Origin of the sequence: Micromonospora sp. NPDC049257, from assembly GCF_040678915.1 — a bacterium.
GTDB classification, from domain to species: Bacteria; Actinomycetota; Actinomycetes; order Mycobacteriales; family Micromonosporaceae; genus Micromonospora; species Micromonospora antibiotica.
In genome coordinates this window covers 296,708-308,703 of the sequence record NZ_JBFAQU010000003.1, presented here as the reverse complement: position 1 = coordinate 308,703, position 11,996 = coordinate 296,708, and the positions used below count along the sequence as shown (strand labels likewise).

15 protein-coding genes are annotated in these 11,996 nt (G+C 72.3%); 13 read left to right on the top strand and 2 right to left on the bottom strand.

Features of this window, described 5'->3' with window-relative positions:
- The 10 genes from AB0K25_RS07595 to truA form a co-directional block, all read left to right on the top strand.
- Positions 1 to 235 (top strand): hypothetical protein (locus AB0K25_RS07595; RefSeq protein WP_363819076.1); only part of this gene is annotated, 235 nt, incomplete at its 5' end.
- Between the two features lie 693 nt (positions 236 to 928).
- Positions 929 to 1,546, top strand: coding sequence for a DUF1707 domain-containing protein (locus tag AB0K25_RS07590; protein WP_363819073.1), 618 nt, complete (start codon positions 929 to 931; stop codon positions 1,544 to 1,546).
- A gap of 269 nt (positions 1,547 to 1,815) precedes the next feature.
- The gene (gene infA, locus AB0K25_RS07585; RefSeq protein ID WP_007073013.1) at positions 1,816 to 2,037 is read left to right on the top strand and encodes a translation initiation factor IF-1; all 222 of its coding nucleotides are present in this window, start codon (positions 1,816 to 1,818) and stop codon (positions 2,035 to 2,037) included.
- 92 nt (positions 2,038 to 2,129) lie between these two features.
- Complete coding sequence (gene rpmJ / locus AB0K25_RS07580) at positions 2,130 to 2,243, top strand: 50S ribosomal protein L36 (protein WP_012184307.1); 114 nt, start codon at positions 2,130 to 2,132, stop codon at positions 2,241 to 2,243.
- Positions 2,244 to 2,507: 264 nt separating this feature from the next.
- Positions 2,508 to 2,888: a 30S ribosomal protein S13 gene (rpsM, locus tag AB0K25_RS07575; RefSeq protein ID WP_091241981.1), complete on the top strand. Its 381-nt coding sequence runs from the start codon at positions 2,508 to 2,510 to the stop codon at positions 2,886 to 2,888.
- A gap of 69 nt (positions 2,889 to 2,957) precedes the next feature.
- Positions 2,958 to 3,365 (top strand): 30S ribosomal protein S11, encoded by a 408-nt coding sequence (rpsK, locus tag AB0K25_RS07570; protein ID WP_030329919.1) that lies wholly within the window; start codon positions 2,958 to 2,960, stop codon positions 3,363 to 3,365.
- A 14-nt stretch (positions 3,366 to 3,379) separates the two neighbouring features.
- Positions 3,380 to 4,006: a 30S ribosomal protein S4 gene (gene rpsD, locus AB0K25_RS07565; RefSeq protein WP_067301470.1), complete on the top strand. Its 627-nt coding sequence runs from the start codon at positions 3,380 to 3,382 to the stop codon at positions 4,004 to 4,006.
- 95 nt (positions 4,007 to 4,101) lie between these two features.
- Positions 4,102 to 5,124 (top strand): DNA-directed RNA polymerase subunit alpha, encoded by a 1,023-nt coding sequence (locus AB0K25_RS07560; protein ID WP_007073009.1) that lies wholly within the window; start codon positions 4,102 to 4,104, stop codon positions 5,122 to 5,124.
- A gap of 34 nt (positions 5,125 to 5,158) precedes the next feature.
- A complete protein-coding gene (gene rplQ, locus AB0K25_RS07555) occupies positions 5,159 to 5,728 on the top strand; it encodes a 50S ribosomal protein L17 (protein WP_208568198.1) in 570 nt (189 codons plus the stop codon).
- A gap of 74 nt (positions 5,729 to 5,802) precedes the next feature.
- Complete coding sequence (truA, locus tag AB0K25_RS07550; protein ID WP_357537861.1) at positions 5,803 to 6,633, top strand: tRNA pseudouridine(38-40) synthase TruA; 831 nt, start codon at positions 5,803 to 5,805, stop codon at positions 6,631 to 6,633.
- Positions 6,634 to 6,733: 100 nt separating this feature from the next.
- Here truA and AB0K25_RS07545 read toward each other — a convergent pair whose 3' ends face one another.
- Positions 6,734 to 7,852: a hypothetical protein gene (locus tag AB0K25_RS07545; protein WP_357537859.1), complete on the bottom strand. Its 1,119-nt coding sequence runs from the start codon at positions 7,850 to 7,852 to the stop codon at positions 6,734 to 6,736.
- A 123-nt stretch (positions 7,853 to 7,975) separates the two neighbouring features.
- Between AB0K25_RS07545 and AB0K25_RS07540 the strand changes: the two genes are divergently transcribed.
- From AB0K25_RS07540 to AB0K25_RS07530, 3 genes are all read left to right on the top strand, one after another.
- Positions 7,976 to 8,581, top strand: a complete 606-nt coding sequence (locus AB0K25_RS07540) for a methyltransferase (RefSeq protein ID WP_219464739.1) — start codon at positions 7,976 to 7,978, stop codon at positions 8,579 to 8,581.
- Positions 8,582 to 8,622: 41 nt separating this feature from the next.
- Positions 8,623 to 10,302 carry an ATP-binding cassette domain-containing protein gene (locus AB0K25_RS07535; RefSeq protein ID WP_219464738.1) on the top strand — a complete coding sequence of 560 codons (1,680 nt, stop codon included), beginning with the start codon at positions 8,623 to 8,625 and terminating at the stop codon, positions 10,300 to 10,302.
- Positions 10,303 to 10,378: 76 nt separating this feature from the next.
- Entirely contained in the window at positions 10,379 to 11,341 is a 963-nt protein-coding gene (locus AB0K25_RS07530) for an aldo/keto reductase (RefSeq protein ID WP_219464737.1), read from the top strand.
- 70 nt (positions 11,342 to 11,411) lie between these two features.
- Here AB0K25_RS07530 and AB0K25_RS07525 read toward each other — a convergent pair whose 3' ends face one another.
- Positions 11,412 to 11,951 (bottom strand): hypothetical protein, encoded by a 540-nt coding sequence (locus tag AB0K25_RS07525; protein WP_219464735.1) that lies wholly within the window; start codon positions 11,949 to 11,951, stop codon positions 11,412 to 11,414.
- Positions 11,952 to 11,996: the final 45 nt, after the last annotated feature.

Genomic DNA, 11,996 nt, shown 5'->3' with positions numbered 1-11,996 from the left:
ACGTCGCCCGCCGCTGTCGTCGCCCGCCGCTGTCGTCGCCCGCCGCTGTCGTCGCCCGCCGCTGTCGTCGCCCGCCGCTGTCGTCGCCCGCCGCTGTCGTCGCCCGCCGCTGTCGTCGCCCGCCGCTGCCGCCGCCCGCCGCTGCCGCCGTCCGCTGTCGCCCCTGTCGCCGTTGCCGCCGTTGCCGCTGCGTGGCTGGCTGTCGTACCGGGCCCGACGGGCCGGTGCCAGTTGACCACCCCGGGTCCTTTCGAGCTGATGGCGTTGACGACTCAACCGTCGGTAGGGGGAAGCACATGAACGTCGAGTGTCAGCCTGAGCAGGGAGAGGACCTCTCGGCGGCGGTCCCCTCCTGACCGATCCCCTCCTGACCGAGGTGGGGGTGCTGGCTGAATCGCTGATGTCATCAGGTCGAAAGGGCCCGAGGACAGATGCGGTGGGGGAGGGCGGTCACCGGTGGGCGGACGGGCGGCCCCTCGAGTGGAGAGTCGGGGCGACCCGTCGACCGCATGGGCTCGCTACCGGAGGAACCGCCCGGTGGCATCGGTCGCGCTGGCCGGTGCCGGCGTCGTAGCCGGACGAGCATCCGGCTGGCCGTGGCCGTGGCCGTGGCCGTGGCCGTGGCCGTGGCCGTGGCCGTGGTGGTGGCGGGGCCGTGGCGGTGGTCTTGGTGGTGGCGGTGGCCGTGGCCGAGGTGGTGGCGGGGCCGTGGTGGCGGTGGCCGTGGTGATGGTCGTGGTGGTGGCGGGGCCGTGGTGGCGGTGGCCGTGGTGATGGTCGTGGTGGTGGTGGCGGTGGCCGAGGTGGTGGTCTTGGCGGTGGTCGCGGGGCGGTGGCGGTGTGGCCTCTGGTCCGGCAGCCGACCTGTGGCCCGGTGGGCGGTGACGGGGTTCGGTGGCGGTGGACCCGTGGTGTCATGCTTGCCGGCATGGAGAGGCGGGCCGGCATGCAGGAGCGGGACCGGATGCGGGCGGCGGACACCGACCGGGAGGCGACGGCGGAACGGCTCCGGGTCGCCCTGGAGGAGGGCCGGCTCGACCTGCACGAGTACGACGAACGCCTGCAACAGACGTACGGGGCGAAGACCTACGCGGAACTGGACACCGTCCTGGCTGATCTGCCGGCACCGGCGTCCGCGCAGCGCTCCGCGCTGGCCCCGCTCGGCCCGCTGGCCCCGCTCGGCCCGCAGGCCCCGCCGGTGTCCGGTTCCGGGGCGTCGGAGCCCGACCGGGAGGTGACGCCGGAGCCGCCGGTGACCGGGAGCACCGCAGTGGGTGAGCCGGTGCCCGTGGGTGTCGGCTCCCGGCGGTGGCCGGTCGAGGTGTGGGTGCCCTGGCTGCGGGTGGCGGCCCTGCTCACCGTGATCTGGGCGATCTCCTCGGTCGGCAGCCGGGAACTGCTGTTCTACTGGCCGGCATGGGCGCTCGGCCCGTGGGGGGTTCTGCTGCTCCTGCGTACCACTGGCGGGTTCGCCGGCGGTGCTCCCGCCCGGCGGGACCGCCGGCGGGTGGCGCGCGACATGCGGCGGCGCAAGCGCCGCAGGTAGCGCCGCAACGACCGCCGACCGCCGGGCGTTGCGTGGGAGGGTGCCCAGTTTCGTCCGGTTGGGTGACACCACTGGTGGCCGGTTTGGCGACCACCAGTGGGCGGGCGTACACTTTCAGATCGGCGCACAGCGTCCACTCCGGCATGCCCACCCCGCGCTTCGGTGGGAGCCCGGAGCCGCGGCTGGCGCGGGCCCCCGATGACCATCGGGAGGTCCGTGTAAGGCGTTGTGGGCCGTCCGGAGCAACCGACGTCAGGACAGCGGAGTACATGCCGAAAAAAGACGGAGCCATCGAGATCGAGGGTCGGGTCATCGAGCCTCTGCCGAACGCAATGTTCCGGGTGGAGCTCGCGAACGGCCACAAGGTGCTGGCTCACATCAGCGGCAAGATGCGGCAGCACTACATCCGCATCCTGCCGGAGGACCGGGTCGTCGTCGAACTCTCGCCGTACGACCTGACCCGCGGGCGCATCGTCTACCGCTACAAGTAAGCCTGACGGCGGCCGGGAAGTCCCCGTGTCCGTCTTCGACGTCCGGAGTCGCGGTCATCGCGTCGCCGGGCCAGATGGGAAGTAAGGCAACCGTGAAGGTCAAGCCGAGCGTCAAGAGGATCTGCAACAAGTGCCGGGTTATCCGCCGGCACGGCCGGGTCATGGTGATCTGCACCGACCCGCGCCACAAGCAGCGCCAGGGCTGATCCGATTCCGCCGTCCGTGACGAACGGAGGGCGGCGGACCGGTCCGGGTCGCGCAGATCCGACGACAACACGTCACCAGCTCGTCCCAGCCGCGGAACGTACGCACGCGTACCTTCTCGTGGCCAACCCCCGGTCGGAGGCCGGGGCCCGCTCGGGCAGCGGCCGTTCGGTCGCCGGCGCACACCGCGTCGGAGTCGGACAGGTCGGTAGCGGGGTGGGACGGGTCCACACCTCCGCCACACATCACGAGGAGTACGCCCGCACATGGCACGTCTAGTCGGCGTGGATCTCCCCCGCGAAAAGCGGATGGAGATCGCGCTCACCTACATCTTCGGGGTCGGTCGCACCCGTGCCCAGGAGACGCTCGCTGCTACCGGCATCTCGCCGGACAAGCGCGCTCGGGACCTCACGGACGAGGAGCTGGTCCAGCTCCGCGACCACATCGAGTCGAACTACAAGGTTGAAGGCGACCTGCGCCGCGAGGTCGCCGCTGACATCCGCCGCAAGGTCGAGATCGGCTGCTACGCCGGCATCCGGCACCGCCGGGGCCTGCCCGTGCGTGGCCAGCGGACGCGGACCAACGCCCGCACCCGCAAGGGCCCGAAGCGGACCGTGGCCGGCAAGAAGAAGCCCGGCAAGAAGTAACTTCCCAGCCGGGATTCAGGCGAAGAGCCAGCAGTCGATCGAGAACCCATACAGGAGCGCAGAAGACTTATGCCACCTAAGGCTCGTGCCGGAGCCGCAGTCAAGAAGGTCCGGCGCAAGGAACGCAAGAACGTCGCCCACGGGCAGGCGCACATCAAGAGCACGTTCAACAACACCATCGTGTCCATCACGGACCCGACCGGTGCGGTCATCTCCTGGGCCTCAGCGGGCCAGGTTGGCTTCAAGGGCTCCCGCAAGTCGACCCCGTTCGCCGCGCAGCTGGCCGCCGAGGCCGCCGCGCGTCGGGCGATGGAGCACGGCATGCGCAAGGTCGACGTGTTCGTCAAGGGCCCCGGCTCCGGCCGGGAAACCGCCATCCGCTCGCTGCAGGCCGTCGGGCTGGAGGTCGGCCAGATCGCCGACGTCACCCCGCAGCCGCACAACGGGTGCCGTCCGCCGAAGCGTCGCCGGGTCTGAGAGGTTAGAGAGAGATGGCTCGTTACACCGGTGCTGACTGCCGCCGTTGCCGGCGGGAGAAGATGAAGCTGTTCCTCAAGGGCAGCAAGTGCGATGGCCCGAAGTGCCCGTTCGAGTCCCGGCCGTTCCCGCCCGGGCAGCACGGTCGTGGCCGCACCAAGGAGACGGAGTACCTGCTCCAGCTCCGCGAGAAGCAGAAGGCGCGTCGGGTCTACGGCGTGCTGGAGAAGCAGTTCCGCGGGTACTACGAGGAGGCCGTGGCCAAGCAGGCCAAGACCGGTGAGGTCCTCCTGCAGATCCTCGAGTCGCGCCTCGACAACGTGGTCTACCGGGCCGGTTACGCGCACTCGCGGGACATGGCCCGCCAGCTTGTCAAGCACGGTCACTTCACCGTGAACGGCAAGAAGGTCGACATCCCGTCGTACCGCGTCAAGGAGCACGACATCATCGAGGTCCGGGGCAAGAGCAAGGAGCTCACCCCGTTCATCGTGGCGCAGGCCCAGGCCGGCTCGAAGACCGTTCCGGCGTGGCTGGAGGCGATCCCGAGCCAGATGAAGGTCCTGGTGCACTCGCTCCCGGCCCGTCAGGTGATCGACACCCAGGTCCAGGAGCAGCTGATCGTCGAGCTCTACTCCAAGTAGGGCCCGTTGCGGTGGCCCGTCCTGCGGGGCGGGCCACCGGAACAGTTCGTGTCGTGGACGTCATATAGCGGGCGTCCCGGAAGAGAAGAGAAAAGATGCTCATCAGCCAGCGACCGTCTCTCTCCGAAGAGTCGATCAACGAGACCCGTTCCCGGTTCACCATCGAGCCGCTGGAGCCCGGCTTCGGCTACACCCTGGGCAACTCGCTGCGGCGTACGCTGCTGTCGTCCATCCCGGGTGCCGCGGTCACCTCGATCAAGATCGACGGTGTGCTGCACGAGTTCACCACGATCCCCGGGGTCAAGGAGGACGTGGTCGAGCTCGTCATGAACATCAAGGAGCTCTGCGTCAGCTCCGAGCACGACGAGCCGGTCAGCATGTACCTGCGCAAGCAGGGTCCGGGCGACGTCACCGCAGGCGACATCCAGCCCCCGGCCGGTGTCTCGGTGCACAACCCCGACCTCAAGCTCGCCACCCTCAACGGCAAGGGCCGGCTCGACATGGAGCTGACCGTCGAGCGGGGTCGCGGCTACGTGACGGCGGCGCAGAACAAGCAGGCCGGCGCCGAGATCGGCCGGATCCCGGTCGACTCGATCTACTCGCCGGTGCTCAAGGTGACGTACCGCGTCGAGGCGACCCGCGTCGAGCAGCGGACCGACTTCGACCGGCTGATCATCGACGTCGAGACCAAGCCGTCGATGGGCCCGCGTACCGCGCTGGCCTCCGCCGGTTCGACGCTGGTGGAGCTGTTCGGGTTGGCCCGGGAGCTGGACGAGACCGCCGAGGGCATCGACATCGGGCCGTCCCCGCAGGACGCCCAGCTGGCGGCGGACCTGGCCCTGCCGATCGAGGAGCTGGACCTCACGGTCCGTTCCTACAACTGCCTCAAGCGCGAGGGCATCAACTCCGTTGGTGAGCTGATCGGGCGTACCGAGGCCGACCTCCTCGACATCCGCAACTTCGGCCAGAAGTCGATCGACGAGGTCAAGATGAAGCTCGCCGGGATGGGTCTGGGGCTGAAGGACTCGGCCCCGAACTTCGACCCGGCACACGTCGTGGACGCCTTCGGTGAGGCCGACTACGACACCGACGACTATCGCGAGACCGAGCAGCTCTAGTCCGCGCTGCCGCCACACCTGAGGAGCACCAAGCATGCCCACGCCCACCAAGGGCCCCCGCCTCGGCGGCAGCCCCGCGCACGAGCGGCTGATGCTGGCCAACCTGGCCACCGCGCTGTTCCAGCACGGCAAGATCCAGACCACCGAGACGAAGGCCCGGCGGCTGCGTCCGCTGGCCGAGCAGCTCATCACCAAGGCCAAGCGGGGCGACCTCGCCTCGCGGCGGCGGGTGCTGGGCGTCGTCAAGGACAAGGACGTGGTCTACTCCCTGTTCGACCAGATCGCGCCCCGGTACGCCAACCGCAACGGTGGCTACACCCGGATCGTGAAGACCGGCCCGCGCAAGGGTGACGCCGCTCCGATGGCGATCATCGAGCTGGTGGAGGAGCTTCAGGTCGCCGAGCCCAAGGCGAACAAGAAGACCGCCGCCCGCAAGGCCGCCCAGCAGGACAAGGTCGAGGCGCTCGCCCCGGCCGAGGAGACCCCGGCGGCCCCGGCCGACCAGGACTCCGAGGCGCCGGTCTCGGCGTCCGGTGACACCGCCGCCGCCCGCGAGGACAGCGACGAGGCTACCGAGACCGAGGCCACCGAGAAGAAGGCCTGAGCAACGGCAGCACCGTCGGGCCCGGCATCCCTTCCTGGGGTGCCGGGCCCGACGTCGTGAACGGGAGGTACGAGGTGGACGAGCGGATCCGGCTGCGGCTGGACGTCTCGTACGACGGCACCGACTTCTCCGGCTGGGCGGTCCAACCGACCCGGCGCACCGTGGCCGGGGTGCTGGTCGAGACGCTGGACCTGGTGCTCGGCGCGGGTGCCGTCACCGGGTTGACGGTGGCCGGGCGGACCGACGCCGGGGTGCACGCCACCGGGCAGGTCTGCCACCTCGACGTGCCCGTCGTCGTCTGGGCGGAGCACCGGGGGCGGCTGTTGCGCCGGCTGGCCCGGCTGCTCCCCGGTGACGTGCGGGTCCGGGCGATGACCGAGGTGCCCGTCGAGTTCGACGCCCGCTTCTCGGCGACCTTCCGCCGGTACGAGTACCGGGTGACCGACGCGCCGTGGGGTGTCGAGCCGTTGCGGCGTCGGGACACCCTCGCCTGGCCCCGGCCGTTGGACCTGGGCGCCCTGAACGTCGCGGCGGCCGGGCTGGTGGGGGAGCACGACTTCGCGGCGTACTGCCGGCGCAAGGAGAACGCCACCACCCTGCGTGAGGTGACCCGGCTGGACTGGCGGCGGGACCCGGACGGCATTCTGGTCGCCACCGTGCAGGCCGACGCGTTCTGCCAGGCGATGGTGCGCAGCCTGGTGGGGGCGATGCTGACCGCCGGGGACGGTCGACGTCCGGTCGAGTGGCCGGCGGGGCTGCTGGCCCGGCGGGAACGCTCCAGCGAGGTGACGGTCGCGCCGGCGCACGGGTTGACCCTGGTGGCCGTCGGCTATCCACACGACCCGGCCGAGTACGCCGACCGCGCCGACCGTACCCGCCGGTTGCGGCTCCCCGTCCAGTCCTGAGGGCCGGGGGACGGTCGGGTCCCGGGCGGCGGATCCCGTTCCCTCCGGGCCGGGCACGACGCAGGCCCGGCCGCGCCGGCCGGGCCTGCGTCGGTGGTCGTCAGTCGCCGGGCAGCTCGTCGGTGTCCGGGTCGCCGACGCGGGGGGTCGCGGTGGGGGTGGGGGTCTTCCGGTTCCCGGCGTGCGGGGTGGCCGAGGGGCTGGTGGCCTTGGCGGTGGGTTGGTCGACGCTGACGCCGGCCGCCCGGCGGTCCAGGACGCCCTTGTCGAGGTGCAGTTCGACCAGGTCGTAGATGATCTCGCGGACGGTCTGGTCGCCGGCCGGGACGGCACCGGCGTCGTCCCTGGTCACCAGGCAGTAGGCGACGTAGTGGCCGCGCACCTGCCAGGCGACGCGGGCGGCGGCGGTGGCGACCGACTCGGTGTCTTCCCCCGCGGGCATGCCCCGGAACCGGCCGCGCCGGTCGTCGAGCAGTGGGCGGATCCGGTCCCGGACGCGTTGCGCGGTGGCCAGGTCGGTCAGGTTGAGCAGGCCGACGGTGACCAGGTGGTCCTCGTCGGGGGAGCGCAGGGTGGCCCGGACCACCTGGCTGCACCCGAGGGTGACCAGCAGGTCGGCTATCTCGCCGGTGGCCGCGACGGCGCAGCTGGCGTTCGACTGGGTCTTGAGCACCTGGTATTCGTGCCGGTCGACGCCGATGACCAGCTTGCTGCCGGGGAAGACCTCCTTGGCGGTCAACGGCTGCCGGTCGACCTCCCGGGAGTCCAGTGGCCCGTCGGCCTGGTCGTCGGGGGTGGCGGTGCCCGGTGCCGTCGGCGCGGCCTGCCCGTTCGGCGACGTGTCGTCGGTCGGGGTGCGGTCGATGAGCAGGACGGCCCCGCCGAGCCCGCAGAGGCCGAGCAGCATCAGCACGGCGGCCCCGCCGACGACGATCTGCCAGCCGCGGCCACCCCGGCGGCCCCGGCCGTCGCCGGAGCGGCGGGACCTGGCGCGGTCCGGTGCGGACGTCGCGCCGGGCACCTGGACGGCGGACCGGATCGGGACGGGGTCGACCGTCGGCGGTGCCGGTTGGTTGACCCGGGGCAGCGACGGTGCCGGGAAGCGGGACGGGGAGGGCCCGGCCGCCGTGGTCGGCGGGGGCTGGAACAGCGGCAGGTCCGCGTCGGGCCGCGGGTTCTCCTCGAATGCGTCCTCAGCGGACTCGTACCGATATACCATGTCGCCCAGAGTAGGGTTCATTGCCCCTTTAGGGGGTAATAACAGGAAATACGGTCTGTGGCGCGTCGGGCGGGGACGCCGGCCGACGGCAGCCCCGCCCCGGACCGGTGGAACAATGCCCCGGTGACCGGCGACCACTACTTCACCGCGGAGCCCAGCGCCCCGGCCCACCCCCGCGAGGTGGAGTTCCACGTCGCCGGGCGCGACTACACACTCGCCTCCGCCAGCGGGGTCTTCTCCGCCACCCGGCTCGACCCCGGCACCGCCGTCCTGCTGCGCAAGGCCGACCTGCCGACCGCCGCCACCGGTGGCCACCTGCTCGACATCGGCTCCGGGTTCGGCCCGATCAGCTGCGTGCTGGCCGACCTCGCGCCGACCGCTACCGTCTGGGCGGTCGACGTCAACGAACGGGCCCGCGCACTGACCGCCGCGAACGCCGCCCGCATCGACGCCGCCGACCGGGTCCACGCGGTCACCCCCGACGAGGTGCCGGCCGACGTCACCTTCACCCAGGTCTGGTCCAACCCGCCGATCCACGTCGGCAAACCCGAACTGCACGGACTGCTGCGCCGCTGGCTGCCCCGGCTCGCCCCGGACGGCGTCGGCTGGCTGGTGGTGGCCCGCCACCTCGGCGGCGACTCGCTGCACCGCTGGCTGCTCGACGAGGGCTTCGCGGTGACCCGGCACGCCAGCCAGAAGGGCTACCGGGTGCTGCGGGTCACCCGGTAATCCGGTGTCCTCCGGCCCCACGCCTCGGGCAGGATGCCCGCGTGGGATACGTGGACGTGGCAGCGGTCGGGCACATCCTCCCGGACGGTCGGGAACTCTTCGCCGACGTGTCGTTCCGGGTCGGTGAGGGGGCCAAGGTCGCCCTGGTCGGGCCGAACGGCGCCGGCAAGACGACGCTGCTGAGGATGGTCGCCGGGGACCTGCCGGTGCGCACCGGCGCGGTCGCGCGGGCCGGCGGGCTCGGCGTGATGCGGCAGTTCATCGGCATGATCGGTGACGAGTCGACGCTGGCCGACCTGGCCCTGTCGCTGGCCCCGCCGGCGCTGCGCGACGCCGGCCGCCGGCTCGTCGACACCGAACAGGCCATGCGCGCCGCCGAGCTGCGCGGCAAGTACAGCACCGCCGCCGGCAAGGCCCAGCTGGCGTACGCGGACGCGCTGGCCGCCTGGGGCGAGGCCGGCGGGTACGACGCCGAGGTGCTCTTCGACACCGTCACCACCACCGTGCTCGACCTGCCCTGGGACGCGTCCCGGGACCGCCCGGTGCGGACCCTGTCCGGTGGCCAGCAGAAGCGCTTCGCCCTGGAGCTGCTGCTGCGGGGCACCGACGAGGTGCTGCTGCTCGACGAGCCGGACAACTTCCTCGACGTGCCCGGTAAACGTTGGCTGGAGCAACGGCTGCGCGAGTCCACCAAGTCGGTGCTGTACGTCTCACACGACCGGGAGCTGCTGGCCCGTACCGCCGACCGGGTGGTCGCCGTCGAGGGGGGCAGCGCCTGGGTGCACCCGGGGAGCTTCGCCAGCTGGCACGAGGCCCGCACCGCCCGGCACGCCCGCCTCGACGAGTTGCGTCGCCGCTGGGACGAGGAGCACCAGAAGCTGCGTGAGCTGATGCTGATGTACAAGCAGAAAGCCGCGTACAACGACGGGCTCGCCTCCCGTTACCAGGCGGCGCAGACCCGGCTGCGCAAGTTCGAGGAGGCCGGGCCGCCACCCGTACCGCCGAAGGACCAGGACATCCGGATGCAGCTGGCCGGCGGGCGGACCGGCAAGCGCGCGGTGATCTGCGAGCAGCTGGAGCTGGACGGCCTGACCTACCCCTTCGACCTGGAGCTGTGGTACGGCGACCGGGTGGCGGTGCTCGGGGCCAACGGCACCGGCAAGTCGCACTTCCTGCGCCTGCTGGCCCGGGGCGGCACCGACCCCGACCCGGCCAACGGCCCGGTCGACGGGGCCGCCGCGCTGGCCCCGGTGGCACACGGCGGGGTGGTCCGGCTGGGTGCCCGGGTCCGCCCGGGGCACTTCTCGCAGACCCACGACCGGCCGGAGCTGATGGCCAAGACCCTGGTCGAGGCGCTGTGGCGGGGCGACGAGCACCGGGCCGGAATGGACCGGCACGCGGCGATGGCGGCGCTGAGCCGCTACGAGCTGGCCGGCCAGGGCGACCAGCGCTTCGGCACCCTGTCCGGCGGTCAGCAGGCCCGGTTCCTGGTGCTGCTGCTGGAGCTGTCCGGGGCGACCCTGCTGCTGCTCGACGAGCCGACCGACAACCTCGACCTGGCCTCGGCCGAGGCGTTGGAGGCGGGACTGGCCGCGTTCGCCGGGACGGTCGTCGCGGTCACCCACGACCGCTGGTTCACCCGCTCGTTCGACCGGTTCGTGCTGTTCCGGGGGGACGGTGAGGTGGTGGAGACCCCGGAGCCGGTCTGGGACGTGGGCTGAGTCACCCACGCGGACCGTGAGGTGCCGACCCCGGCCGGTCGTCGGGCGGGGTCGGGGCCGGTCCGGGCGGCATAGGGTGGATCTCGTGACTGAGATGACCTACCGCCGGTTGGGCGACTCCGGGCTCGTGGTGTCCGTGGTCGGCATCGGCTGCAACAACTTCGGCCGCAAGCTCGACATCGACGGCACCCGGGCGGTGGTCGACGCCGCGCTCGACGCCGGGATCACCTTCTTCGACACCGCCGACATCTACGGCGAGCCCCCGGGGGGTTCCGAGGAACTGCTCGGGCAGGCCCTCAAGGGCCGCCGGGACGACGTGGTGCTGGCCACCAAGTTCGGCATGTCGATGGGCGGGCGCAACGGCCGCGACTTCGGGGTACGCGGGTCCCGGCGGTACGTGGTGCGGGCCGTCGAGGCGTCGCTGCGCCGGCTCGGCACCGACCACATCGACCTGTACCAGCTGCACGAACCCGACCCGGACACCCCGATCGACGAGACGCTCGCCGCGCTGGACGACCTGGTCCGCGCCGGCAAGGTGCGCTACCTGGGCAACTCCAACTTCTCCGGCTGGCAGATCGCCGACGCCGACTGGACGGCGAAGACCCGGGGGCTGACCCGGTTCGTCAGCGCGCAGAACCACTACAACCTGCTCCACCGCGACGCCGAGGTCGAGATCATTCCGGCCTGCGAGCGGTTCGGCCTGGGCCTGCTGCCGTTCTTCCCGCTCGCCAACGGGCTGCTCACCGGCAAGTACCGGCGGGACACCGCCCCACCCGCCGGCAGCCGCCTCTCCGGCGGTGGCCGGTACGCCGAGCGGCTCGCCGCGGCCCGCTGGGAGACCATCGAGGCGCTGGAGACGTTTGCGGCGCAGCGGGGGCTGACGCTGCTCCAGGTGGCCATCGGCGGGCTGGCCGCCCGACCGGCGGTGGCCTCCGTCATCGCCGGGGCCACCACCGCCGAGCAGGTCCGGGCGAACGCCGCCGCCGGCACCTGGCAGCCCACCGACGACGACCTCGACGCCCTGGACGCCCTGCTCTGACCGACCCGGGTCGGACGCGGTCGGGCCCGGACACCGTCGCGGTGTCCGGGCCCGATCGGGTACCAGGTCGTCAGCCGGCCAGGCCGGTCGGCTCCCCGGGGTGGGCCCGGCGACGCCACCACAGCAGCGTCGACCCGGCGACGACGACCACCGCCAGCGCACCGGCCAGCCACGGCCAGCCGCCGAAGCCGTCGTCGGCGTCCCCGCCGGTGGGCGGCAGCGTGGCGGCGACCGGCGACGGCGACTGGGCCACCCGGGCCTGCACCTGAGCGGTCGCCGTGCTCTGGTAGGGGGCGGGGGCGCGGACCGTCACCCGCCAGTCGCCGGGGGAGAGCAGCGGGCCGCTGCTGTAGAAGCCCTGCCCCTCCCCGGACGGCTCGATCTGCACCGGCCCGGCCGTCCGGCCCCCCTCACCCTCGGCTGTCACGGTGAGCCGGACCGGCTGGTCCAGCCGGTGCCCGTCGGCGTACACGGCCATCACGGTCACCCCACCGGCGCCGTCACCGGCCACCGTCAGCTTGACCTTTCCGCCGTGCGCCGCCGCCGGACCCGCCGGCAGGGTCACCAGGGCCGCCACGACCAGCGCGGCGAGGGCTCTCAAGGTACGCATCGACGTCTCCCTTGCTATGTGGAGGGGCCGCCCCCACCGCCGGTG

Coding starts and splice junctions, on each gene's coding strand:
- AB0K25_RS07590 (WP_363819073.1), top strand. CDS start 929: ATGGAGAGGCGGGCCGGCATGCAGGAGCGGGACCGGATGCGGGCGGCG.
- infA (WP_007073013.1), top strand. CDS start 1,816: ATGCCGAAAAAAGACGGAGCCATCGAGATCGAGGGTCGGGTCATCGAG.
- rpsM (WP_091241981.1), top strand. CDS start 2,508: ATGGCACGTCTAGTCGGCGTGGATCTCCCCCGCGAAAAGCGGATGGAG.
- rpsK (WP_030329919.1), top strand. CDS start 2,958: ATGCCACCTAAGGCTCGTGCCGGAGCCGCAGTCAAGAAGGTCCGGCGC.
- rpsD (WP_067301470.1), top strand. CDS start 3,380: ATGGCTCGTTACACCGGTGCTGACTGCCGCCGTTGCCGGCGGGAGAAG.
- AB0K25_RS07560 (WP_007073009.1), top strand. CDS start 4,102: ATGCTCATCAGCCAGCGACCGTCTCTCTCCGAAGAGTCGATCAACGAG.
- rplQ (WP_208568198.1), top strand. CDS start 5,159: ATGCCCACGCCCACCAAGGGCCCCCGCCTCGGCGGCAGCCCCGCGCAC.
- AB0K25_RS07545 (WP_357537859.1), bottom strand. CDS start 7,852: ATGGTATATCGGTACGAGTCCGCTGAGGACGCATTCGAGGAGAACCCG.
- AB0K25_RS07525 (WP_219464735.1), bottom strand. CDS start 11,951: ATGCGTACCTTGAGAGCCCTCGCCGCGCTGGTCGTGGCGGCCCTGGTG.